Origin of the sequence: Modestobacter marinus, assembly GCF_011758655.1 — a bacterium.
Classification (GTDB): domain Bacteria; phylum Actinomycetota; class Actinomycetes; order Mycobacteriales; family Geodermatophilaceae; genus Modestobacter; species Modestobacter marinus.
In genome coordinates, this window is record NZ_JAAMPA010000001.1 from 1,443,537 (window position 1) to 1,467,100 (window position 23,564).

General features: G+C 73.3%; 20 protein-coding genes. 15 read left to right on the plus strand and 5 right to left on the minus strand.

The window, feature by feature from the left end:
- Positions 1–197 precede the first annotated feature (197 nt).
- The 13 genes from FB380_RS06810 (at position 198) to FB380_RS06870 (ending at position 15,658) form a co-directional block, all read left to right on the plus strand.
- Positions 198–2,684 carry a chemotaxis protein CheA gene (locus FB380_RS06810; RefSeq protein ID WP_229681773.1) on the plus strand — a complete coding sequence of 829 codons (2,487 nt, stop codon included), beginning with the start codon at positions 198–200 and terminating at the stop codon, positions 2,682–2,684.
- A gap of 1 nt (position 2,685) precedes the next feature.
- Positions 2,686–3,138, plus strand: coding sequence for a chemotaxis protein CheW (locus FB380_RS06815; RefSeq protein WP_166754411.1), 453 nt, complete (start codon positions 2,686–2,688; stop codon positions 3,136–3,138).
- Between the two features lie 108 nt (positions 3,139–3,246).
- Complete coding sequence (locus tag FB380_RS06820; RefSeq protein WP_166754412.1) at positions 3,247–4,854, plus strand: methyl-accepting chemotaxis protein; 1,608 nt, start codon at positions 3,247–3,249, stop codon at positions 4,852–4,854.
- 355 nt (positions 4,855–5,209) lie between these two features.
- Positions 5,210–6,805 carry a methyl-accepting chemotaxis protein gene (locus FB380_RS06825; RefSeq protein WP_166754413.1) on the plus strand — a complete coding sequence of 532 codons (1,596 nt, stop codon included), beginning with the start codon at positions 5,210–5,212 and terminating at the stop codon, positions 6,803–6,805.
- 338 nt (positions 6,806–7,143) lie between these two features.
- The gene (locus FB380_RS06830; RefSeq protein WP_166754414.1) at positions 7,144–8,751 is read left to right on the plus strand and encodes a methyl-accepting chemotaxis protein; all 1,608 of its coding nucleotides are present in this window, start codon (positions 7,144–7,146) and stop codon (positions 8,749–8,751) included.
- Positions 8,752–9,060: 309 nt separating this feature from the next.
- Positions 9,061–10,695 (plus strand): methyl-accepting chemotaxis protein, encoded by a 1,635-nt coding sequence (locus tag FB380_RS06835; protein ID WP_166754415.1) that lies wholly within the window; start codon positions 9,061–9,063, stop codon positions 10,693–10,695.
- 171 nt (positions 10,696–10,866) lie between these two features.
- The gene (locus FB380_RS06840) at positions 10,867–11,775 is read left to right on the plus strand and encodes a hypothetical protein (protein WP_166754416.1); all 909 of its coding nucleotides are present in this window, start codon (positions 10,867–10,869) and stop codon (positions 11,773–11,775) included.
- A 109-nt stretch (positions 11,776–11,884) separates the two neighbouring features.
- Entirely contained in the window at positions 11,885–13,024 is a 1,140-nt protein-coding gene (locus FB380_RS06845; protein ID WP_166754417.1) for a protein-glutamate methylesterase/protein-glutamine glutaminase, read from the plus strand.
- Entirely contained in the window at positions 13,021–13,845 is an 825-nt protein-coding gene (locus FB380_RS06850; RefSeq protein ID WP_166754418.1) for a CheR family methyltransferase, read from the plus strand. The genes FB380_RS06845 and FB380_RS06850 overlap by 4 nt, the downstream gene beginning before the upstream one ends.
- Before the next feature lie 2 nt (positions 13,846–13,847).
- Positions 13,848–14,243, plus strand: coding sequence for a response regulator (locus tag FB380_RS06855; RefSeq protein ID WP_166754419.1), 396 nt, complete (start codon positions 13,848–13,850; stop codon positions 14,241–14,243).
- On the plus strand, positions 14,240–14,740 hold the full coding sequence (locus FB380_RS06860) for a chemotaxis protein CheX (RefSeq protein WP_166754420.1): 501 nt from the start codon (positions 14,240–14,242) through the stop codon (positions 14,738–14,740). The genes FB380_RS06855 and FB380_RS06860 overlap by 4 nt, the downstream gene beginning before the upstream one ends.
- Positions 14,737–15,099, plus strand: coding sequence for a response regulator (locus FB380_RS06865; RefSeq protein WP_166754421.1), 363 nt, complete (start codon positions 14,737–14,739; stop codon positions 15,097–15,099). The genes FB380_RS06860 and FB380_RS06865 overlap by 4 nt, the downstream gene beginning before the upstream one ends.
- Positions 15,100–15,172: 73 nt before the next feature.
- Positions 15,173–15,658, plus strand: coding sequence for a hypothetical protein (locus FB380_RS06870; protein WP_166754422.1), 486 nt, complete (start codon positions 15,173–15,175; stop codon positions 15,656–15,658).
- A gap of 88 nt (positions 15,659–15,746) precedes the next feature.
- Here FB380_RS06870 and FB380_RS06875 read toward each other — a convergent pair whose 3' ends face one another.
- Positions 15,747–16,445, minus strand: a complete 699-nt coding sequence (locus tag FB380_RS06875; RefSeq protein WP_166754423.1) for a response regulator — start codon at positions 16,443–16,445, stop codon at positions 15,747–15,749.
- Positions 16,442–18,082, minus strand: a complete 1,641-nt coding sequence (locus FB380_RS06880) for a sensor histidine kinase (RefSeq protein WP_229681774.1) — start codon at positions 18,080–18,082, stop codon at positions 16,442–16,444. The genes FB380_RS06875 and FB380_RS06880 overlap by 4 nt, the downstream gene beginning before the upstream one ends.
- Before the next feature lie 158 nt (positions 18,083–18,240).
- On the opposite strand from FB380_RS06880, the gene FB380_RS06885 reads away from it, so the two are divergent.
- The gene (locus FB380_RS06885) at positions 18,241–19,668 is read left to right on the plus strand and encodes a cation:dicarboxylate symporter family transporter (RefSeq protein ID WP_166754424.1); all 1,428 of its coding nucleotides are present in this window, start codon (positions 18,241–18,243) and stop codon (positions 19,666–19,668) included.
- Positions 19,669–19,730: 62 nt separating this feature from the next.
- Here FB380_RS06885 and FB380_RS06890 read toward each other — a convergent pair whose 3' ends face one another.
- From FB380_RS06890 to FB380_RS06900, 3 genes are all read right to left on the minus strand, one after another.
- On the minus strand, positions 19,731–20,666 hold the full coding sequence (locus FB380_RS06890) for an alpha/beta fold hydrolase (protein ID WP_166754425.1): 936 nt from the start codon (positions 20,664–20,666) through the stop codon (positions 19,731–19,733).
- A 65-nt stretch (positions 20,667–20,731) separates the two neighbouring features.
- Positions 20,732–21,922: an ATP-binding protein gene (locus FB380_RS06895; protein WP_166754426.1), complete on the minus strand. Its 1,191-nt coding sequence runs from the start codon at positions 21,920–21,922 to the stop codon at positions 20,732–20,734.
- A gap of 195 nt (positions 21,923–22,117) precedes the next feature.
- The gene (locus FB380_RS06900) at positions 22,118–22,843 is read right to left on the minus strand and encodes a TVP38/TMEM64 family protein (protein WP_229681775.1); all 726 of its coding nucleotides are present in this window, start codon (positions 22,841–22,843) and stop codon (positions 22,118–22,120) included.
- A gap of 293 nt (positions 22,844–23,136) precedes the next feature.
- Between FB380_RS06900 and FB380_RS06905 the strand changes: the two genes are divergently transcribed.
- Positions 23,137–23,526, plus strand: a complete 390-nt coding sequence (locus FB380_RS06905; RefSeq protein ID WP_229681776.1) for a phage holin family protein — start codon at positions 23,137–23,139, stop codon at positions 23,524–23,526.
- The last annotated feature ends 38 nt before the right edge of the window (positions 23,527–23,564 follow it).

Consider the following 23,564-nt stretch of genomic DNA (forward strand, 5'->3'; position numbering starts at 1 on the left):
CACGTCCTGACCAGGTCGGACGCTGATCCGCGGCCATTGTCGACATGGGCATGAAACACCATTCCAGGCCCATGGAATGGCAATTCAGAAAAGGCGGGCGCCCGCCTGGGATTCACCTTCAGGTGGACCGGCGGGCGCCGATGAAGCCATCGCTGTGCGGGGCAGGCCCCACGGCGCACCAAGGGGAAGAGGCAGGCGTGGAAGGTCTGGACGACATCGTCGAGGAGTTCCTCGTGGAGAGCCACGAGAACCTCGACCAGCTGGACCAGGATCTGGTCGCCCTCGAGCAGGACCCCCGTTCACGGGACCGGCTCTCGAGCATCTTCCGGACCATCCACACGATCAAGGGCACCAGCGGCTTCCTCGCCTTCAACCGGCTGGAGGAGGTCGCGCACGTCGGGGAGAACCTGCTGTCCCGGCTGCGGGACGGCGCGCTGGAGCTGAACCCCACCCGCACCGACGCCCTGCTGCAGATGGTCGACACCATCCGCGCCCTGCTGGCCGCCATCGAGGCCTCCGGGGGCGAGGGCTCCGTCGTGGTCGCCGACACCGTCGCCACGCTCAGCGCCGTCCTGGAGGACACCCCGGCGGCCGCCGCGCCGGCCCCCGCCGAGGTGGCGGCGCCGGTCGAGGTCCCGGCCGAGGTCGCAGCGGCCCCCGCCGCGCCCGCTCCCGCTCCCGTCAAGCGCGCCGCCGCCAAGCGGGCACCGGCCAAGAAGGTCGCTCCGAAGACCCCCCGCGCCGCGAAGGCCGCGGCGCCGGCCGTCCCGAAGCCGGCCCCGGTGCCGGCCGCCGAGATGCTCCCGCCCGCCCCGCCCGCACCGGCTCCGGCCGTCGACGTCCCGCAGGAGGTCCCCATGGAGGTCCCGGTGGCCGAGTCCCCCACCCTCCCCCCGCCCGCGGCCGAGCCCGCTCCGGAGCCCGGCGAGGAGCGCGCCGGTGCCCAGCCGGGCCGCCGGGCCGTCGCCGACAGCACCATCCGCGTGGACGTCGACCTGCTCGACGCCCTGATGCTGCTGGTCGGCGAGCTGGTGCTCACCCGCAACCAGATCGTCCAGTACGTCGGCCGGCAGACCGACCAGGACCTGGTCCGGGCCTCCCAGCGGCTGAACCTGATCGCCAGCGAGCTGCAGGAGGGCGTCATGAAGACGCGCATGCAGCCGATCGACCACATCTGGAGCAAGCTCCCCCGCGTCGTCCGTGACCTCGGGCTGCAGTGCGGCAAGTCGGTCCGCCTGGAGATGGAGGGCCGGGAGACCGAGCTGGACAAGACCCTGCTGGAGGCGGTCAAGGACCCGCTGACCCACCTGGTCCGCAACTCCGTCGACCACGGCGTCGAGCCGGTGGCGGCCCGCGCGGCGGCCGGCAAGCCGACCGAGGGCGTGCTGACCCTGCGGGCCCGGCACGAGAGCGGCCAGGTCGTCGTCGAGGTCGCCGACGACGGTGCCGGGATCGACCCGGCCAAGGTCGGGGCCAAGGCCGTCGAGCGCGGGCTGCTCACCCCGGACGCGCTCGCCCGGATGAGCCCGGCCGACGTCCTTCAGCTGATCTTCCTGCCCGGCTTCTCCACCGCCGCGGCGGTCACGAACGTCTCCGGCCGCGGGGTCGGGATGGACGTGGTCAAGACCAACATCGAGTCCATCGGCGGCACCATCGAGGTCGAGTCGGTGCCCGGGCGGGGCACCTGCACCCGGCTCCGCATCCCGCTGACCCTGGCGATCGTCCCGGCGCTGACCATCGAGTGCGCCGGCGACCGCTACGCCATCCCGCAGATCAGCCTGCAGGAGCTCGTCGCCCTGGACGCCGAGAAGGCCGCGGCCGCCGTCGAGGAGGTCGGTGGGGCCTCGGTCTACCGGCTCCGCGGCGAGCTGCTCCCCCTGGTGCACCTCGCCGACGTCCTGGGCCTGCCCTCGGACCGGCACGACGGCCACGTCGTCATCGCCGTGCTCCGCTCGGAGGGCCGCCGGTTCGGGCTGGTCGTCGACCGGGTCATCAACACCGAGGAGATCGTCGTCAAGGCGGTCGGTGGCCAGATGAAGGCGATCGGGCTGTACTCCGGGGCCACCGTCCTCGGGGACGGCGCCGTCGCGCTCATCCTCGACGTCCAGGCCCTCGCCCGCCGGGCGCTGCGCGCCGAGACCGCGGAGCGCCAGGAGGCCCGGGTGGCCGCCAGCGTCAGCACCGCCGTCCAGGAGCGGCAGCGGATGCTGCTCGCCGCCATCGGGGGCGGCCGGCGGGTCGCCATCCCGCTGGACACCGTCACCCGCCTGGAGCAGGTGCGCAGCGAGACCGTCGAGCGGGTGGGTTCCCGGGAGGTGGTCCAGTACCGCGGCGCGATCCTGCCGATCGTCCGGCTGGACCGGCACCTGGGCGCCTTCGGCGACGCCGAGCGGGAGACGCTCGAGGTCATCGTCTACGCCGACCACGGGCGCAGCGTGGCGATCGTCGTCGAGGAGATCCTCGACATCGTCGACGGCGAGGCCTCGGTGCACAGCGACATCGACGACCTCGGCCTGCTCGGCTCGGCCGTCATCGGTGACCGCGTGACCGAGCTGCTCGACGTCCGGGCGGCCATCCTCGCCGCCGACCCGGCCTTCTACACGACGCCCCCTGCCGGGTTCCCCTCCCCCGGCGCCTTCGACCTCGACGGCGCCGGTTCCCCCGCCCCCCTGATGGAGGTCTGACATGAGCACCGCCACCGAGGCCCGCAGCGTGCCGGCCACCAGCCAGCTGGCCACCTTCTGGCTGGACGGCGACCTCTACGGCGTGGAGGTCGAGCACGTCCAGGAGGTGCTGCGCAGCCAGAGCATCACCCGGGTGCCGCTGGCCCCGCCGGCCGTGGCCGGGCTGATCAACCTCCGCGGCCAGGTCGTCACCGCGATCGAGCTGCGGGAGCGGCTCGGCCGCCCGGCCCGGCCCGAGGGCACCGAGGCCGTCGTGATCGTCGTCCGGCTGCACGGCGAGGCGGTCAGCCTGCTGGTCGACAGCATCGCCGACGTCGTGGACGTCGACGTCCGCGACTTCGAGGCCCCGCCGGACACGCTCGACGGCGCGGCCCGCGAGCTGATCCGCGGCGCCTACAAGCTCTCCGGCCAGCTGCTCCTCGCCCTCGACGTGAACCGCGCCGTCGGCAGCTGACGCAGGACCCCGCTGCTCCCCCGCGCCGCAGGCGCGCGGGGAGGAGCGGGACCCCGATCCACCCCGACCCCCTCCCACCCGATCCACTCCCTTCCTTGGAGAAAGACCATGAGCACCACAGCTCTCCCCTCTCGGCGGCTCGGGTGGTTCGCCGACCGACCGATCGGCGTCAAGATCGGGGCGGTCATCGCCCTGCTCGCCCTCGTCGTCCTCGGCACGAACGCCCTGGCGATCGGCCGGATCAACGAGATGCGTGACGGCCAGCAGGCCATCTACACCGAGAACCTGAAGCCGCTCAACTCCCTCTCCGCGGTCCAGCGGGCCACCGCGGCGCACCGCGCCCGCGTGCTCGAGTACGCCTTCTCCGACCCGGCCCGCCAGCAGGAGCTGATCGGGCAGATGGAGGAGAAGCAGGCCGACGTCGAGGCCGGCCTCACCGAGTACGAGCCCTACGTCGTCGACCAGGCCGCGATGGACAAGTACCTGGACGCCCGGGCCGCGCTGCTCCAGCTGCTGACCACGACCGCCTTCCCGCTCGGCGCCTCGGGCGACGTCGCCGGCTACGCGCAGCTGGTCAGGGAGACCATGCAGCCGTACTTCGACGACATCGCCGACGGCCTGGAAGAGGAGGGCATCGCCCAGTCCGAGCAGGCATCGGCGCGCAACGCCGCCGCCGCCGACCGGGCGAGCGACTCGGTCACGCTGCTGCTCACCGTCTCGATCGTCTCGATCGTCGTCGCCGCCGCCCTCGCGTTCCTGGTGGTCCGCCGGATCCTCGCGACGGTCGGCTCCGTGCAGCGCTCGGCCCAGGCGATGGCCGAGGGTGACCTGACCGTCCGCCCGGAGGTCCGGGACCGGGACGAGATCGGTCAGATGGCCGACTCGCTGGCCGCCGCCCAGGACAACCTGCGCTCGGTGATGGCTGCGGTCGTCGCCTCCTCCGACGCGGTGGCGGCGGCGTCGGAGGAGCTGTCGGCGTCCTCGGCGCAGATCTCCTCCTCGGCGGAGGAGACCTCGGCGCAGTCCGGGGTGGTCTCGGCGGCGGCGGAGGAGGTCAGCCGGAACGTGGCGACGGTGGCTGCGGGTGCGGAGCAGATGGGGGCCTCGATCCGGGAGATCAGCCAGAACGCGAACGAGGCGGCGCGGGTGGCGGCGCAGGCGGTGACGGAGGCGGAGACGACGAACGCCACGGTGCTGAAGCTGGGTGACTCCTCGCGGGAGATCGGCAACGTGATCAAGGTGATCACCTCGATCGCGGAGCAGACGAACCTGCTGGCGCTCAACGCCACGATCGAGGCCGCCCGTGCTGGTGAGGCGGGCAAGGGCTTCGCGGTGGTGGCCAACGAGGTGAAGGAGCTGGCGCAGGAGACCGCGCGGGCCACGGAGGACATCGCCCGTCGGGTGGAGGCGATCCAGGGCGACACCTCGGGTGCGGTGTCGGCGATCGGTCGGATCAGCGAGATCATCGGGTCGATCAACGACTTCCAGCTGACCATCGCTTCTGCGGTGGAGGAGCAGACGGCGACGACGAACGAGATGTCGCGGTCGGTGCAGGAGGCCGCCGGCGGCTCCACGGAGATCGCCACGAACATCACCGGGGTCTCCACCGCCGCCTCCTCGACCACGCAGGCGCTGGGGCAGACCCGGCAGGCCGTGGACGAGCTGTCCCGGATGGCCAGCGACCTGCGCACCTCGGTGGCCCGCTTCAGCTACTGAGAGAACCGAACGGCTCCCGCGGCCGCTGTCTCGCCCCCTTCCCCGGGCGAGGCGGCGGCCGCGGTCTTTTCGTGTGCCATTCCTGCGCGAGTCGACAAAGTGCTCCCCGACAGTGCTGGCCGACCATTCTCGTCGCCGTCCACGACACGCAGGGCACATCGGTACCAGCCATTACCGGATCCCCCACCATGGCCCGCGAACCACCCTCGGGAAATGCCAGGACGTCGACGTCCCGGGCTCCCGGGACGTGGTCCTCGCCGGCCCGGAGAGCGCAGCCGCTCTCTGGAACGGGTGCACTCGTCCCCCGCTGCGGCAGTCCCGTGCGCCGCCGCCCGTTCCGACCAGGAGACCCGCCATGCGCTCCCCCACCTCCACCGGCCCGTCGGGCTGGTTCGCCGACCGCCGGCTCGCCGTGAAGTTCGGCATCATGATCGGCGTCGTCGTCCTGGCCTTCGCCGGGCTGCTGACGGCCACGATGGCCTCGAACGCCACCGTCCGGGACGCCAACCACCGGCTGGTCCAGCTCGACGAGGCGGCCGAGCTGGTGCTGCAGCTGGACACCCGGGCCAGTGAGCTGAAGGTCGACGGTCTCAAGGCGCTGGTGAGCCCCACCCCGACCGACCAGCTGGTCGACGTGGCCGACGACATCGCGACGTCGGAGGCCCTGCTGGCCCAGCTCCGGGAGGTCCCCCTCACCGGCGACAGCGCCGCGGCGGCGGAGGCGGTGCAGACCACGTTCGGCGACTACCAGCAGGCGCTGGCGTCCTTCGTGGAGGCAGCCGTCGCCGACCAGGTCGGCATGCGGGCGCGGTTCGAGGAGATCCAGGCTGCCAACGACCTCACCGACGGGGCGGTCGGGGCGGCCAAGGACGCGCTGGCGGCGGAGTCGGAGGCCGCGGAGGCCGAGCTGGACGCGTCGATCACCCAGGCGGACTGGACCAGCGGCATCGTCGCGGCCGCCGGCGTGGTGGCCATCCTGGTCATCTGCCTGCTCACCCAGCGAGCGCTGACCCGGCCGTTGCGGCGGGTGCAGGCCTCGCTGGAGGCGATGGCGACCGGTGACCTGACGGTCGAGACGGGGATCGTGGCCCGGGACGAGGTCGGTGAGATGGCGGTCGCGCTGGGGACCGCCCAGGAGCACCTGCGCGCGGTGATCGCCTCGGTGGCGGCCTCCTCGGACGCGGTGGCGGCGGCGTCGGAGGAGCTGTCGGCGTCGTCGGCGCAGATCTCCTCCTCGGCGGAGGAGACCTCGGCGCAGTCGGGTGTGGTGTCGGCGGCGGCGGAGGAGGTGTCGCGGAACGTGGCCACGGTGGCGGCCGGTGCGGAGCAGATGGGTGCCTCGATCCGGGAGATCAGCCAGAACGCGAACGAGGCGGCGCGGGTGGCCGCGCAGGCGGTGAGCGAGGCGGAGGCCACCACGCGGACCATCACCCAGCTGGGCACCTCCTCGCAGGAGATCGGTGCGGTGGTGAAGGCGATCACCTCGATCGCGGAGCAGACGAACCTGCTGGCGCTCAACGCCACGATCGAGGCCGCGCGGGCCGGTGAGGCCGGGAAGGGCTTCGCGGTGGTGGCCAACGAGGTGAAGGAGCTGGCGCAGGAGACCGCGCGGGCCACGGAGGACATCGCCCGTCGGGTGGAGGCGATCCAGGGCGACACCTCGGGTGCGGTGTCGGCGATCGGTCGGATCAGCGAGATCATCGGGTCGATCAATGACTTCCAGCTGACCATCGCCTCTGCGGTGGAGGAGCAGACGGCCACGACGAACGAGATGTCGCGGTCGGTGCAGGAGGCCGCCGGCGGGTCCACGGAGATCGCCACGAACATCACCGGGGTCTCCACCGCGGCGTCCTCGACCACGCAGGCGCTGGGGCAGACCCGGCAGGCCGTGGACGAGCTGTCCCGGATGGCCAGCGACCTGCGGGGGAGCGTGGCCCGCTTCACCTGGTGACGTCATCCGCTCCCACGGCCGGCACCTCCCGCCAGCGGGGGTGCCGGCCGTCGTCGTCCCCGGCGCCGGGAGCACCTCGATGACCGCTCGAGGACGTCGACGCGGGGACGTCCGCCGTCCGTGGCCTGCTCTTCCCTGACCATTCCGAGAATGTCGACATGACCATTCCACGAGCCGGTCATCGTGCTTTGTCCACGCAGCGGCATGCGACACGCTGCACTCGTGACACTCCGCATTACCGATTCGTTCATCATGGTCCTGACTCGCCGATCGCGGACGAATTCCGCCGGCTGAGGAAGTGCGGCCCCACCCCACCTGCAAGCACCCCAGGAGAGAACATGTCCGTCAGCCCGTTGGCCCGCTCCGGTTCGTGGTGGGGCAACCGCACCGTCAGGACGAAGATCCTGGCCACCGTCGGGGTGGCCGGCGTCGTCGCGGCCGGGATCGGTGTCATGGGGCTGGACGCGCTGGGCGTCAGCGACGAATCGGCGCAGGCGCTCTACGGGGACAACCTGATCGGCGTCGTCGCCGCCACCGACCTGGACGCGCTGGTGGCGGACATGCGGGTGAACACCCGGGACGTCATCCTCAGCAGCGATCCGACCAAGGCCATCGCCGCCGTCGAGGGCCTGGGCGAGGAGTTCGGCACCGTCCTCGATGCCTACCGCACGGGCACCGCCCAGCCGGCGAAGCTGGCCGTCGTCGACGAGATCGAGGCGGGGATGGCGCAGTACCTCGACCTCCAGCGCTCGGTGCTCGGGCCGCTGGCCCGTGAGCGCGACTACGCGGCGTGGGGAGCGGCAAACTCGGCCCAGGTCGCGCCGGTCGTCGAGCAGGTGCGGGAGGACATCGCGACGCTGCGGGACCTGGAGTCTGCGCAGGCGGAGGCCGCCGCGACGGGGATCCACGAGGAGTACCTGTCCCAGCGGACCACCGCGATCGTCCTGATCGTCGCCGGCGTCGGCCTCGCGCTCGCCCTGGGCTGGTTCGTGGCCTCGGGGATCGCCCGCGCCACGGGACGGGTGAAGGACGTGGCCCAGGGCCTGGCCGAGGGGGACCTGACCCGGACCAGCGGGCTGACCACCCAGGACGAGCTGGGCCAGATGGGCCAGGCGCTCGACGCGGCCGTGACCGAGCTGCGCGGGGTGATGGCGTCGGTGGTGGCGTCCTCGGACGCGGTGGCGGCGGCGTCGGAGGAGCTGTCGGCGTCCTCGGCGCAGATCTCGTCGTCGGCGGAGGAGACCTCGGCGCAGTCCGGGGTGGTCTCGGCGGCGGCGGAGGAGGTCAGCCGGAACGTGGCGACGGTGGCTGCGGGTGCGGAGCAGATGGGGGCCTCGATCCGGGAGATCTCCCAGAACGCGAACGAGGCTGCGCGGGTGGCGGCGCAGGCGGTGACGGAGGCGGAGACGACGAACGCCACGGTGCTGAAGCTGGGTGACTCCTCGCGGGAGATCGGCAACGTGATCAAGGTGATCACCTCGATCGCGGAGCAGACGAACCTGCTGGCGCTCAACGCCACGATCGAGGCCGCCCGTGCTGGTGAGGCGGGCAAGGGCTTCGCGGTGGTGGCCAACGAGGTGAAGGAGCTGGCGCAGGAGACCGCCCGGGCGACGGAGGACATCGCCCGTCGGGTGGAGGCGATCCAGGGCGACACCTCGGGTGCCGTGTCGGCGATCGGTCGGATCAGCGAGATCATCGGGTCGATCAACGACTTCCAGCTGACCATCGCCTCTGCGGTGGAGGAGCAGACGGCGACGACGAACGAGATGTCGCGGTCGGTGCAGGAGGCCGCCGGCGGCTCCACGGAGATCGCCACGAACATCACCGGGGTCTCCACCGCCGCCTCCTCGACCACGCAGGCGCTGGGGCAGACCCGGCAGGCCGTGGACGAGCTGTCCCGGATGGCCAGCGACCTGCGGGGGAGCGTGGCCCGCTTCACCTACTGAGCGGCACCGGCACCGCACAGCAGGGCCGCACGGACCTCGGGTCCGTGCGGCCCTGCCGCGTTCCCGGCACCGGTCACCCGCGCGGGATGTCGACTCGTCGCCCGCCGGCACCGGTCACCGGTCTTTCTGCTGGTCAGCGTCGCGACACGCCCACTGGTTCGACGGCCGCCCCGGTCTGCTGCCCGACGATCTCCCGGACGAGACCGAGTCACACCCGCCCCACGGCCCCCACCCGTGACCGGGCCGCTCGTGCCGGCCGACCTGTCCCAGCACCTCCTGCACCACCGGACGAAACGGATGTACGGATCGATGAGCGCCCACTCGAGGACACCTGCGAACACGCGCAGCTGGCTGCGCAACCGGGGCATCAGGACCCGCGTCTTCACCCTGAGCGCCGTCCTGCTGATCGGCCTGGCGGCCGTCGCGATCACCGGGATCGCCGGATCGGCCCGGGTGGGGGATCTCAACGACCGGGCGACGGCCGCCGTGGGCGTCCAGCGTGCCGTCGAGGACGCCCGGTACGACCTCCTGTGGGCGGCCAACTGGCAGAACATCACCGCCTGGCGCGCCCGGGTCGACGGCGGCGCCGTCGCTGCTGCCCCCGACGGGGACAACGTGCCCAACTACGAGGACGGCGCCACCGGGTTCGAGGAGCTCTTCGCCCTCGACCGTGACCTGCTGGACGACGAGGCCCGCGTCAGCCTGGACACGATCCAGGAGAACTGGACGGCGATGAGCGCCTTCAACGACCAGATCTTCGCGCTCTGGGCGCAGGGGCGCCTCGACGAGGGGGACGCGGTCTCGACCGGGGACAAGTGGGACGTCTTCTACGTGCTCGACCAGGCGATGACCGAGCTGGTCGGCTCCGTGGACGCCCGGGTGGCGGAGACGCGCGCCGAGGCGCAGGCGGCCGAGTCGGCGATGGTCCGCGACATGGTGCTGGTGGCGCTCGCGTCGGTGCTGCTCGGGGCCGGCCTGTCCTTCGTGGTGTCCGGCGGCATCGTCCGCGGCGTCCGGGAGATCCAGACCGCACTGGAGCGGCTGGCCGGGCGTGACCTCACCGTGCGGCTGCCCGTCCGCGGTCGGGACGAGATGGGGCAGATGTCCGCGGCGCTGAACACGGCCGCGCAGACGATGGCCGACACGGTCGCCGAGATCGTCGCGTCCGCTGATGCGGTGGCGGCCTCGTCGGAGGAGCTCTCGGCGTCCTCGGCGCAGATCTCCTCCTCGGCGGAGGAGACCTCGGCCCAGTCGGGTGTGGTGTCGGCGGCCGCTGAGGAGGTGTCCCGGAACGTGGCGACGGTGGCTGCGGGTGCCGAGCAGATGGGGGCGTCGATCCGGGAGATCTCCCAGAACGCGAACGAGGCGGCGCGGGTGGCGGCCTCGGCCGTGACGGAGGCGAAGACGACGACGGCGACGATCACGGAGCTCGGCATCTCCTCCAAGGAGATCGGCGCGGTGGTGAAGACGATCACGAGCATCGCCGAGCAGACGAACCTGCTGGCGCTGAACGCCACGATCGAGGCCGCGCGGGCCGGTGAGGCGGGGAAGGGCTTCGCGGTGGTGGCCAACGAGGTGAAGGAGCTGGCGCAGGAGACGGCGCGGGCGACGGAGGACATCGCCCGTCGGGTGGAGGCCATCCAGGGGGACACCGCGAAGGCGATCGAGGCGATCGGTGGGATCAGCGAGGTGATCGGGTCGATCAACGACTTCCAGCTGACCATCGCCAGTGCGGTGGAGGAGCAGACGGCCACGACGAATGAGATGTCGCGGTCGGTGCAGGAGGCCGCCGGCGGGTCGACGGAGATCGCCACGAACATCACCGGGGTCTCCACCGCCGCCTCCTCGACCACGCAGGCGCTGGGGCAGACCCGGCAGGCCGTGGACGAGCTGTCCCGGATGGCCAGCGACCTGCGGGGGAGCGTGGCCCGCTTCACCTACTGAGCCCGCTGTCCCTACCGAGTGACGTGTTTGAACGGTCTGTGATGGGGCACTGACCGTCAGGCAGCAACGCGCGGAGGTCGTCCGCTCGCCATCCTGCGAGCGGGTGACCTCCGCGTGGCGTTGCGGCCCGGGCTCCCCGCACGATGGCCTGACCACTTCCCTGGAGGCGACGTGCCCTACTCCCTGGTCAGCGCTGCGACGCTCGGCTTCGACCTCGTCCGACTGCCCGCCGGTGGCCAGGTCGCCGACGTCCTGGTGGCCGGCCTCGGTGCCGACGCCGCCACCCTGCACCGGATCGCCGCGGCGCACCCCGCCGCCGGCCGCCCCGACGACGAGCGCGCGGCCCTGGCCGTCCGCGCCCGCCGGGCCCACGAACTGGCCGCCGGTGGCGTCCCCCAGCTGCGCGACCTGACCGACCCGGGCGGCGACGACCGGTCCGCCCGGCTGGTCGCCCTGCTCGAGCGGGGCACGATCGGCAACACCCCGGCCCTGGAGCGGCTGGTGCGGGACGACGTCCTCGGCCCCGAGCACCAGGTCGTGGCCGACCTCGACCCGGCCGTGGCGGCCCAGGCCGCCGACGTGCTGGCCGACGCCGCCACCGGCTGGTGGGCCTCCGACGCACTCGACGCCCCGACGCGGCAGGAGCTGACCGGACCGTTCGCGACCGCGACCGCCTGGGAGCCCGGCCCGCGGCCCGACCTGGGTCCGGCGGCCGCCGGTGTCGACGCCTTCGCCGCGGAGCTCCGCGGGCTGGACGAGGCCGGCCGCCGGCGGTGGCGGATGGCCGTCGACGCCGGGCGCGCGCAGCGCCGGCCCTGGGCCGCGGCGATGCACGGCGCCGCGTGGGCCGCGCACGTCTCCGGCCGCACCCGCACCCTGGCCGCCGTCCAGCTGATGACCGTCGGGCTCTTCGCCGAGGCCGGCTTCTCCCCGCGGGACGGCGCGGAGGGCGTCTGGAACGCGCTCGCCGGTTGCGTGCAGGGCCTGGCGATGGCCGACCTGCTGGACGAGGAGTCCCTCGCCGTGCTCGGCGGCCCGTGGGCCATGGTGACCGGGCGGTCCCTCCCCCTCGAGGGGTAGATAACGCTCGATCTGCAGTACACGTCTGAATCCGCTCAAGCCCCGGCACGCGATGCCGATACAGGTCGGGAGCGGCCCACCGGCCGGCACATCGGCTGCGGGGGAACGCGTGGAACAAATCAGGGTGATGGTCGTCGACGACTCCGTCGTCGTCCGCAAGATCGTGACGGACGTGCTGTCCGAGGACCCGATGATCACCGTCGTCGGCACGGCGCCGAACGGCCGGCTGGCCGTGGCCAAGCTCGAGCAGCTCAAGCCCGACCTGGTCACCATGGACATCGAGATGCCGGAGATGAACGGCATCGAGGCGGTGCGCGCCATCCGCGGCGGCGCCGGTGGTCAGATGCACAGCCGCGTGCCGATCATCATGTTCAGCACGCTGACCGAGCGCGGTGCCTCCGCGACCCTGGACGCGCTGTCGGCCGGCGCCAACGAGTACGTGACCAAGCCGGCCAACGTCGGCAGCGTCGCCCAGTCGATGGAGAGCGTGCGCCAGCAGCTCATCCCCAAGATCAAGGCCCTCACCGGCCGGCCGCAGACCAGCGGCCCCGCGGCCGCCCCGGTCGCGGCCCCGGTCGCCGTCCGCCCGCCGGTGGCGCGCACCCGCGCCGCCAAGGAGCCGGCGGTGCTGGTGATCGGCTCCTCCACCGGTGGCCCCGAGGCGCTGACCAAGGTGCTGCCGCTGCTGCCGGCCTCCCTGCCGGTGCCGGTGCTGCTGGTGCAGCACATGCCCCCCGTCTTCACCCGCCAGTTCGCCCAGCGCCTGGACCGGCTGTGCCCGCTCACCGTGGTGGAGGCCGTCGACGGCACCCCGCTGGCGCCCGGCACCGTGCACATCGCCCCCGGTGACTTCCACCTGACCGTCGGCACGAGCGGCGCCGGCAGGCGCACCGCGCTGAACCAGGCACCGCCGGAGAACTTCTGCCGGCCGGCCGTCGACGTCCTCTTCCGCTCCGCCGTGGCCGCCTACGACGGCGCCGTGCTCGGGGTCGTGCTCACCGGCATGGGCTCCGACGGTCGCATCGGCTCCGGGCAGATCCGGGACGCCGGCGGCACGGTCGTCGCCCAGGACCAGGCCACCTCCGTGGTCTGGGGCATGCCCGGTGCGGTCACCCAGGCCGGCTTCGCCGACGAGGTGTTGCCGCTGGGCCGGGTCGCCGAGGCGATCGTCCGGCTGCTCCCGACCCCCCGCCCGGCCGCCGGCTTCGCCGCTGCCCGTGCCGCTGTCCCGATCGGAGGCCGGCGATGACCCTCACCACCACGAGCTTCGACTGGGTGCGCCAGCTGGTGCACCGGGAGAGCGCGATCGTCCTCCAGCCCGGCAAGGAGTACCTGGTCGAGGCCCGGCTGCTGCCGATGGCCCAGCAGCGCGGCCTGTCCGGGGTCAGCGAGCTCGTCGAGTCCGTCCGCAACCGCCCGGACCCGGCGACCACCCGGCGGATCGTCGAGGCGCTGACCACGAACGAGACGTCCTGGTTCCGCGACGGCGACCCGTTCACCGCGCTGACCAGCACGGTGCTGCCGCAGCTGGTGGCCGCCCGGCGTCCCGACGAGCGGCTGCAGATCTGGTCGGCGGCCTGCTCCAGCGGGCAGGAGGCGTACACGATCGCCATGCTGCTGTCCGACGCGCTGCCCAACGCCACCACCCGGGTGTCGATCACCGCGACCGACCTGTCCCAGCAGATGGTCGAGCGCACCCGCGCCGGCCGGTTCAGCCAGCTGGAGGTCAACCGGGGGCTGCCCGCCACCATGCTGGTGCGGCACTTCACCCGCAGTGGCAACGAGTGGGAGATCGCCCCGGCGCTGCGCCGGATGATCACCGCGAGCGAGTGCAACCTCGCCGCCCCGCTGCCGCGGATGGGCCCCTTCGACGTGGTCTACCTGCGGAACGTCCTCATCTACTTCGACCTGCCCACCAAGCAGGCGATCCTGACCCGAGTCCGCCAGCTCATGCGCCCCGACGGGTGGCTGTTCCTCGGTGCTGCGGAGACCACCCTCGGGGTCGACGAGAACTGGGAGCGGGTCGTCCTCGGCCGCGGCTCCGCCTACCGCCCGCGAAAGGGAGCCTGACCGTGCGAGCTCTGGTGATCGACGATTCCCGCGCCATGCGGCGCATCGTCGGCAGCATCCTCAAGGACTTCGGATACGAGGTGCGTGAGGCCGGGGACGGCCGGCAGGCCCTCGACGCGCTGCAGGAGGGGAAGGCCGAGGGCTGGGTCCCCGACCTGTGCTGCATCGACTGGAACATGCCGGTGATGGACGGGCTGCAGTTCGTCATGGCCACCCGCGCCAACCCCGACTTCCGCCAGGTGACGCTGATGATGGTCACCACGGAGAGCGAGACCGGCCAGATCGTCAAGGCGCTGGCCGCCGGCGCGCACGAGTACCTGATCAAGCCGTTCACCGCCGACGCGCTCCGCGACAAGCTGGCGCTGCTCGGCCTGCTCCCCGAGGAGGTGTCCGCGTGAGCCTGCAGGAAGCCCAGCCGATCACCGCGCTGCTGGACCAGGCGACGGTGCAGAGCATCGCCGACGAGATCTGGCCCGCCCTGGTCGGTGACGGCGAGGCGTTCGTGCCCGTCCCCGTCGCACCGCCGGCCGAGGTGGTCAGCGCGTGGGTGACGATCAGCGGCCCGTGGGACGGCGCCGTCGTCCTCACCTGCGCACCGGCGACCGCCGAGGCGCTCGCCGAGAGCGTCCTGATGACCCGGCCGCCCACGGTCGTGGACGACGAGGACGTCGCCGACGCGCTCGGCGAACTCGCCAACGTGCTCGGCGGCAACATCAAGTCGGTCCTGCCGGGGCCCTCCAGCCTCGGCCTTCCCCAGATCGGTCCCGCCCCCACCACCGGGCGGCTGGACGACGTCTGCCGCGTCAACGGTCAGTGGCGCGGACAGTCCCTGACCATCACCGTGCAGGGCGCCACCGAGGCGCTGCACCCGAGCGGAACTGAGGTGCCGCAGTGAAGATCCTGGTGACCGACGACAGCCGTGTCATGCGGCAGATCGTGATCCGCACGCTCCGCCAGGCGGGCTACGACGACCACGACATCGTCGAGGCCGTCGACGGACGCGATGCGTTCGACAAGGTCGGCTCCGAGAAGCCCGACCTGGTCCTCTCGGACTGGAACATGCCCGAGATGACCGGCATCGAGTGCCTGGAGGCGCTGCGTGCCTCGGGGTCGCAGGTGCCCTTCGGCTTCGTGACCTCGGAGGGCTCGCCGGAGATGCGGGAGAAGGCGGCCAACGCCGGCGCCCTCTTCCTCATCGCCAAGCCGTTCAACGAGGACACCTTCAAGGACGCCCTGGACGGGGTGATCTCGTGACCGAGCTCGCGAGGGCACGCATGTGCGCAGCACCGTCGGGCATCGGGACGCCGAGCGCCAGCGAGGTGGCCCGATGACCGCTCCGGCACCGGCGCTGCTGCCCAACCCCAAGGACGTCCGCGACCTGCTCGAGGGCCTGTTCGGCAAGGACGTCAGCGTCGCCCCGGGCGACCCGGTGTCGCTCAACGACAAGCCGGCCGTCGCCGTCTACGTCGACCCGACGATGGCCGTCACCGCCCTCTGCCTGGTCGACATCCGGCTCGCCGCCTGGCTCGCCGGGGCGCTGGCCCTGCTCCCCAAGGGCGGGCTCGAGGACGCCATCGACGAGGGCGAGCTCTCCGAGATGCACCTGGAGGTCGTCTACGAGGTGGTGAACGTCGCCGCCGCGCTGTTCAACGGCGGGGGCGTCAACCACTCGAAGCTGCACAAGCTGCACGCTCCGGGGGAGTCGATCCCGGGGGACATCGCCGGCCTGGCCGCGGCGTTCAACCGGATCGACCTCAAGGTCGACGTGGCCGGCTACGGCTCGGGCACCATGTCCATCGTGATGGCGCACTGACCACCACGTCCGACCAGCAGGACCCAGCGACCAGGGGAGCAGGACCGGTGCCGGTGCACCGGGCCTGCTCCCCTGGTCGTTCCCGCGTTCAGCGCCAGCGGTAGCCGACCTCCGGGCGCCCCGCCGAGCCGTACCGCGGGCTGCGGGTCGCCAGCCCGGCGTCGGCGAGGTACTCGAGGTACCGGCGCGCGGTGATCCGGGAGGCGCCGATCCGCTCGGCGGTCTCGGCGGCCGACAGCCCCTCGGCGGCCGACAGCCCGTCGGGGGAGCGCAGCGCGGTGACCACCGCCTCGAGAGTCTCCGGCGCCATGCCCTTGGGCAGCGGCGCGGGGCCCGGCGGGCGGACCGCCCCGAGCACCCGGTCCACGTCGTCCTGGCCGTGGACGTCGCCCGTCCCGGCCAGCCGGGCCCGGTAGCCGGCGTAGGCGCTCAGCCGGTCGCGCAGCGCCGGGTAGGTGAACGGCTTGAGCAGGTAGCCGACCACCCCGGCCGACACCGCGGCCCGCACGGTGGCCAGCTCCCGGGCCGAGGTGACGGCGAGGACGTCGACGTCCTGGCCGGCGGCCCGCAGCCAGCGGACGACGTCGGTGCCGTGGGTGTCGGGCAGGTTCATGTCCAGCAGCACCAGGTCGACCCGGTGCCGGGCCAGCGCCTCCCGGGCCCGGGCGCCACTGGCGGCGACCGCCACGGTGGTGAACCCGGGGGTGCGGTCGACGTAGCTGCGGTGGGCCTCGGCGGCGATCGGCTCGTCCTCGACCACGAGCACCCGGACCGGCGGCACCGTCATGACTGGTGCGCCGGCGCCCGCAGCGGCACGGTGACGGTGAACTCCGCCCCCGGGCCGGGCCGGACGCCGACCCGGCCGCCGTGCCGCCGGACCGTCTGCGCCACCAGGGCCAGCCCGAGGCCGCGCCCCAACCCGTGCCCGAGGCCGTCGTGGTGACCGTCGGGGGCGGCCTTGGTGCTCCAGCCCTGGTCGAAGACGCGGTGCGTCTGCTCCTCGGTCAGGCCGGGCCCGGTGTCCTCGACCCGGATCTCCAGCGTGTCCCCGGCCGCGCGCAGCAGCAGGTGCACCTCGTGCGGCGGGGGCCCCTCCAGCGCGGCGTCGACGGCGTTGTCCACCAGGTTGCCGACGATGGTGACCAGGTCGCCGCCGGGGAGACCGGTCGCGCCGACGGTGGACTCCGGGTCGATGACCAGGACGACGCCCCGTTCGTGGGCCATCGCCGCCTTGCCCAGCAGCAGGGCGGCCAGCACCGGCTCCTCGACGGCGGCGACCACCTCGTCGGTGAGCCGCTGGGCCAGGGCCAGCTCGGCGGTGGCGAAGTCGATCGCCTCCTGGGTGCGCCCCAGCTCCACCAGCGACACCGTGGTGTGCAGCCGGTTGGCCGCCTCGTGGGACTGCGCCCGGAGCGACCGGGCGAACGCACGGACGCTGTCCAGCTCCCCGGTCAGCGCCTGGAGCTCGGTGTGGTCGCGCAGGGTGACCACCGTGCCCGCCGCCCGGCCGCCCTGCGTGGCCGGCGCCTGGTTCACCACCAGCACCCGGGAGGCGGTCACCTGGACGGCGTCCACGGTCAGCTGCTGCCCGGTGAGCAGGGCGGTCAGCTCGGCCGGCAGGCCGAGCTCGGTGACCGGCCGGCCGGCCGGGTCGTCGGGGAGGTCGAGCAGCCGGCGGGCCTCGTCGTTGGCCAGCTGCACCCGGCCCCCGCCGTCCACCAGCAGCAGGCCCTCCCGGACGGCGTGCAGGACGGCGTCGTGGTACTCCAGCATCCGGGCCAGCGGGGCGGCCCCCAGGCCGTGCGTCTGTCGCCGCAGCCGGCGGCTGATCGCCCAGCTGCCCAGGCCGCCGACCGCCAGGGTGGCCAGGGCGGTCAGCACGATGCCGGGCAGTGCCTCGGTGAGGTCGTCGCCGATGGCGGCCACGGTGATGCCGGCCGAGACGAGGGCGACCACGTCGCCGTCGGCGTCCAGCACGGGACCGGTGGCGCGCACCGAGGGCCCGAGCGTGCCGGTGTAGGTCTCGGTGAACGTCTGCCCGGCCAGCGCGGGGGCGATCGTGCCGCGGAACGGCCGCCCGATCTCCGCCGGGTCCGGGTGGGTGTACCGCGTGCGGTCCGGTGCCAGGACGGTGATGAAGGAGGTGCCGGTGTCGGCCCGGATCCGCTCGACGTAGGGCTCGAGCACCGCGGTGGGCTCCGCCCCGGAGACGGCGGCGAGCACCAGCGGTGAGTTGGTGAGGCTCTCGACGATGCCGATCGCCTCCGCCTCGGCGGCCTCCTCGACCGCGGCCCGGGCCCGGGCGTAGGCGACCACGCTGGCCACCAGCACCACGATCGCCACGACGGTGGCCTGCAGGGCCAGCAGGTCGCGGGCCAGGCTGCCGCGGTCCCGGCGCCGGACCGGCGCGGCTGGAGGGTGCACCAGCCGAGTGTCCACCGCCGCGGCGGGAACCGGTGAACGCTATGAACAGATGGGTGACCGGCGTCACGACGCGGGTGAGGGTGCTGACGTCGCCCCGAGTGCGGGCGACCTGATCCGGCGGCCAGCAGCCCCGGCCGCCCGACTCCACAGGAGCAGTCATGGCCTCAGCTGCCGCGTCCCCGACCGAGGCGACCCCGCCCCGGCGGCGGGACCGCACGCACTGGCTCTACCTCGCCGTCATCGCCGCCGTCGTCCTCGGCATCGCCGTCGGGTTCGTCTTCCCCGACTTCGCCGTCCAGCTCAAGTGGCTGGGCACCGCGTTCGTGGCGTTGATCAAGATGCTGATCGCGCCGGTCATCTTCGCCACGATCGTGCTGGGCATCGGGTCGATCCGGCAGGCGGCCAAGGTCGGGCGGGTCGGCGGCCTGGCGCTGGGCTACTTCCTGACCATGTCCACCATCGCCCTGGCGATCGGGCTGCTCGTGGGCAACCTGCTGCACCCCGGCGACGGGCTGCAGCTCTCCGAGGAGCTCCGCGGGCAGGGCTCGCAGCTGGCCGCGAACGCCGAGGAGAGCGGCGGCACGGTCGACTTCCTGCTCGGGCTCATCCCCACGACCCTGGTCTCCGCGCTCACCGACGGCTCGGTGCTGCAGGCGCTGCTGGTCGCGCTGCTGGTCGGCTTCGCCATCCAGGCCATGGGGGACAGCGGGGCGCCGATCCTGCGCGGCATCGGCCACTTCCAGAAGCTGGTCTTCCGGGTGCTGGCGATGATCATGTGGGTCGCGCCGATCGGTGCCTTCGGTGCCATCGCCGCCGTCGTCGGCGAGACCGGCATCGACGCGCTGAAGAGCCTCGCGGTGATCATGCTCGGCTTCTACGCCACCTGCCTGCTCTTCGTCTTCGTCGTCCTCGGCCTGCTCCTGCGGCTGGTCGCCCAGACCAGCGTCTTCCGGCTGCTGAAGTACCTCGGCCGGGAGTTCCTGCTGATCGTCTCGACGTCCTCCTCGGAGACGGCGCTGCCCCGGCTGATCGCCAAGATGGAGCACGCCGGGGTGAGCCGGCCGGTCGCCGGCATCGTGGTGCCGACCGGGTACTCCTTCAACCTCGACGGCACCGCGATCTACCTGACGATGGCCTCGCTCTTCATCGCCCAGGCCCTCGGCGACCCGCTGTCGTTGGGGGAGCAGATCGGGCTGCTCACCTTCATGATCATCGCCTCGAAGGGGGCGGCCGGCGTCACCGGCGCCGGGCTGGCCACGCTGGCCGGTGGGCTCGCCGCGCACCGGCCCGACCTGCTCGACGGGGTCGGGTTCATCGTCGGCATCGACCGGTTCATGTCCGAGGCCCGGGCGCTGACCAACTTCGCCGGCAACGCGATCGCCACCATCCTGGTCGCCACCTGGACCAAGGAGCTGGACACCGACCAGCTGCGGGCCGTGCTGGCCGGCGAGCGGCCCTTCGACGAGTCCACGATGCTCGACGACCACGGCGACACCCCCGAGCCGAACACGGCGACCAACGCCGGCCCCGGGCAGCGGGACGCCGACGCCGGCCTGCGCGACCTCGCCGAGCGCTCCCTGCGCTGACCCGAGGTCACCGACCAGCCGCAGACGCCGGCCCCGCCGAACGGCGGGGCCGGCGTCTGCGTTCAACGACCGCGCGCAGCCGCCTCGCGCACCGCGTCGGCGATCGCCCGGATGCCCTCCGGGCTCCACACCAGCGAGTCGTGGTCGGTGCCGGGGACCTCGTGGGCGGTGACGTGGGCGCGGGCGAGCTGCATCTGCTCCAGCCGCACCTCGTCGTAGAGGCCGGGCACCTCGCCCTGCATGCCCCGGGTGGCCCAGAGCAGCGTCGCCGGCACCGGGAGGTCGGTGGTGGCCTCGAGCACCAGCTGGTTGCGGAGCATGTCCGCGCCGTCGACCCGGACCGCCTCGTGCACCACCGCGCTGCGCAGCTCGGGGGGCGTACCGGTGAGGTCGCGGACGAAGAACGCGGAGGCCGACGGGTCGTCGACCCACGGGCCCACCGTCGGGTGCCCGGACCAGAAGTCCCGGACGGCGGGCAGGTCGGGGAACGTGCGGTCCAGCCGGTCCAGGGTGCCGCCGAGGAAGGCGGCCAGCATCGAGTCGGTGTCCGCGGCCGGCGGGACGGCGAAGGGCAGGCCGCCGTCGACCAGCACCAGCCCGTGCACCATGTCCCGGGCCTCCCCGGCGGTGGCCAGCGCGGCGACGAACCCGCCCATCGAGTGGCCGACGAGCACGGTGGCGTCGGCCCCGGCCTGGGCGTCGGCGCCGAAGCGGTCGAGCAGCGCCGCGACGTCCGCGGCGTGTGCGGACAGGCCGTAGGGGCCGGGGAGCCCGGCGCTGCCGGCCCGTCCCCGCAGGTCGGGGGCGACCACCTCGCACTCGCCGGCCAGGGCGGCCGCGACCGGGCCCCAGACCGCGGCGTTCCCGGTGATCCCGTGCACCAGCACGACCAGGGGGGCCCCGGGGGCGTCGGCCGCCCAGTACAGGGCAGCGAGCTCGCCGCCCTCGACCGGGACGGTGATCTCCTCGGGGGAGCGGGCGTCGGCAGGGGTGCTCACCCCGGCCACCCTGCCGTCCCCGCGACGAGGTTGCACGTGGAACACCCCCCCGTCCGGGTGCTCTCTCAGTCGGTGGCGTGGCGGAGCAGGTAGCGGCCGAAGTGCGGCACGGTGAAGGCGATCTGACCGCGCTCGGCGGAGTAGACCAGCCCCTTCTTGATCAGGGAGTCCCGCGCGGGGGAGAGGGAGGCCGGCTTGCGCCCGAGCGTGACGGCGACGTCGGAGGTGGCGACCGCGGCGCCGCTCGGGCCACCGAGCTCGGCCATCGCGTGCATGTACTCCCGCTCGGCGGGGGTGGCCCGGTCGTAGCGGGAGCCGAAGAAGCCGACCGCGAGCTCGGCCTCCGCGGCCGGGGCGGCCATCGCCACGTCGTCGGCGGTGATGGGGGAGGTCGCCGCGACGTCCCAGGTGACCTTGCCGTAGGCCTGCACGAAGTAGGGGTAGCCGTCGGCGGCGTCGTAGAGGGCGTCCAGTGCGGCGGTGTCGAACTCGACGTCCTCCCGCTCGGCCGGGGCCAGCAGCGCCCGGTCGGCGGCGTCCCGGTCCAGCCGGTCGATCCGCAGGTAGCGGAAGAGCCGTTCGGAGTAGCTCTTGGAGGCGCTGAGCACCGCGGGCAGGTGGGGGAGCCCGGCGCCGACGACGATCAGCGGCGAGCCCTGCTGGGACAGCTCGTGGCAGGCGGCGCAGATGGCCGAGACGTCGTCGGTCTGCACGTCCTGCATCTCGTCGATGAACAGCGCGACGCCCTTGCCGACGTCGGCGGCGAGGCCGGCCACGTCGCTGAGCAGCTCGACCAGGTCGATCTCCATGTCCCCGGAGTCGGCGCGCCCGGCGCTGGCCGGCACGTCGATCCCGGGCTGCCAGCGGTCGCGCACCTTCGCGTCGGCGGGGGCCTGGCGCTGGGCGAAGGCCTTGAGGGTGCCCAGGACGGCGTCGGTGGACTCCTGGTCGGGGTGCCGCAGCTCGCGCAGGGCCATGTGGAGTGCGGCCGACAGCGGCCGGCGCAGCGACTGGTCCGGGCGGGCCTCGATCTTGCCGGTGCCCCAGCCGCGGGTGATCGCCGCCGACCGCAGCTGGTTGAGCAGCACGGTCTTGCCGACCCCGCGGAGCCCGGTGAGCACCAGGGAGCGCTCCGGCCGCCCCCGCGCGATCCGCTCCAGGACCACGTCGAAGGCGGAGAGCTCGGTGTCCCGGCCGGCCAGCTCGGGCGGGCGCTGCCCGGCGCCGGGGGCGTACGGGTTCCGCACGGGGTCCATGTCGAGCACCCTATGCGGTCGTCTTGCCGCAACGGTAGAAACGGTTAGACGGCAGCATCGACCGCCGTCTCGATGTTCGTCTGTGGCCGTCTAGGGCCAGCGCTAGACAGCCGGATACAGCGTCAGAGCGGACGAGACCCGGTATCTGGGTGCGCCGTTGACGCTACCACGCCGTTCGAACGTGTGTTCGATGGATCAACCGGCGAGGCCGGTCCGGCGCCGGCGGAGGGCGACCGCACCGAGCACCACCAGGGCCACGGTGAACGGCACGAGGCTCAGCGCCAGCGGGGCGCCACCGGCGCCGACCGTCCCGGCGGTGGCCCCGATGCCCACGTGCAGCACGGTGCCCGGCACCACCCCCAGGGCGGTGCCGGCCAGGTAGTCGCGCCAGCGCATGCCGGAGAGCCCGCCGGCGTAGCTCACCGCGGTGAACGGCGCGATCGGCGTCAGCCGGCCGACCAGCACGGCGAGGAACCCGCGCTCGGACAGCCGGGCGTCGGCCCGGGCCAGCCGCGGCCCGGCCAGTCGGGTGACCACCTCCCGGCCGAGCCGGCGGGCCAGCAGGAACCCGGCTGCGGCGCCGAGAAGGCCACTGGTCAGCGCCAGGGCGAGGCCGCCCCAGAACCCGGCGAGGACGCCGGCGAGCACGGACAGCGCCGTGCGGGGCACCGGCGCGAGCGTGGCCAGGGCCAGGGCGGCGACGAGGGCCGCCCATCCCAGGGGCCCGACGTCGGCCAGCCAGGCGCGCAGGGTGGCGACGTCCGGGACGTCGGAGGTGAGCGCGACGGCGCAGCCCACGACGACCAGGGCGACCAGCAGGACGGCGCGGCGCGTGGTGCGGGCCGGCAGGCGGCGCAGCGCGGCGGTGCGGGAGCGGGGGAGTCGCGCCGGAGCGGGGTCCTGCGGCGGCGCACTGCTCACCGGACCAGTCTCCCAGCGCAGCGCCCCGCCAGGAGGCCGACTCCCGGCGGGGCGCGCGATGACCGGTCCGGGCGGCCTCTCGGCGAGTGGTCGCTCGCGGCGACGAGGGGTGGAGCCCGGGGCGCAGACCGGACCGGCATCCAGGTCAACGTGCGGCCGGGTCTGTTGTTCCCCACCCAGTCGTGTGACATGCGGCTCTGTGGCGTCCTCTACCCGCGTCTAGCGGTAACGTGAGATCCGGTTAGACGGCCGGAGTCCTGCTCCGGGTGATCCGTGCGCGCTACGGTGCCGCCGTGGCAACGATCGGCAAGTTCGCCGTCCGCGTCGTCGTGCTCGCGGCGATCATCTACGCCGTGACCCGGCTCGTCGACGGGATCGAGGTGATCGGCAACCCGACCGGCTTCTTCGGCGAGACCGGCACCTACCTCTGGGTCGCCCTGTTGTTCGCGCTGGTCAACTCCATCGTCGGGCCGATCGTCCGGTTGCTGGCGCTGCCGTTCGTCATCCTCACCCTCGGCCTGTTCCTGCTGGTGATCAACGCGGCGATGCTCGCCCTCACCGCGGCGATCTCCGACCGGTTCACCGTCGACGGCTTCGTGGCCGCCGTGTTCGGGGGCTTCCTCATCGCCCTCTTCAGCTGGATCGCCGAGCTGGTGCTGCCCTTGAAGGTGCGCGGCCACTAGCGTCGGTGGGCATGGCTCGTCTGCGTTCGGAGTCCGAT

Excerpts from the sequence above, each read along its gene's own strand:
- FB380_RS06815 (WP_166754411.1), top strand. The coding sequence starts at position 2,686 with ATGAGCACCGCCACCGAGGCCCGCAGCGTGCCGGCCACCAGCCAGCTG.
- FB380_RS06820 (WP_166754412.1), top strand. The coding sequence starts at position 3,247 with ATGAGCACCACAGCTCTCCCCTCTCGGCGGCTCGGGTGGTTCGCCGAC.
- FB380_RS06825 (WP_166754413.1), top strand. The coding sequence starts at position 5,210 with ATGCGCTCCCCCACCTCCACCGGCCCGTCGGGCTGGTTCGCCGACCGC.
- FB380_RS06830 (WP_166754414.1), top strand. The coding sequence starts at position 7,144 with ATGTCCGTCAGCCCGTTGGCCCGCTCCGGTTCGTGGTGGGGCAACCGC.
- FB380_RS06835 (WP_166754415.1), top strand. The coding sequence starts at position 9,061 with ATGAGCGCCCACTCGAGGACACCTGCGAACACGCGCAGCTGGCTGCGC.
- FB380_RS06850 (WP_166754418.1), top strand. The coding sequence starts at position 13,021 with ATGACCCTCACCACCACGAGCTTCGACTGGGTGCGCCAGCTGGTGCAC.
- FB380_RS06870 (WP_166754422.1), top strand. The coding sequence starts at position 15,173 with ATGACCGCTCCGGCACCGGCGCTGCTGCCCAACCCCAAGGACGTCCGC.
- FB380_RS06875 (WP_166754423.1), bottom strand. The coding sequence starts at position 16,445 with ATGACGGTGCCGCCGGTCCGGGTGCTCGTGGTCGAGGACGAGCCGATC.
- FB380_RS06885 (WP_166754424.1), top strand. The coding sequence starts at position 18,241 with ATGGCCTCAGCTGCCGCGTCCCCGACCGAGGCGACCCCGCCCCGGCGG.
- FB380_RS06895 (WP_166754426.1), bottom strand. The coding sequence starts at position 21,922 with ATGGACCCCGTGCGGAACCCGTACGCCCCCGGCGCCGGGCAGCGCCCG.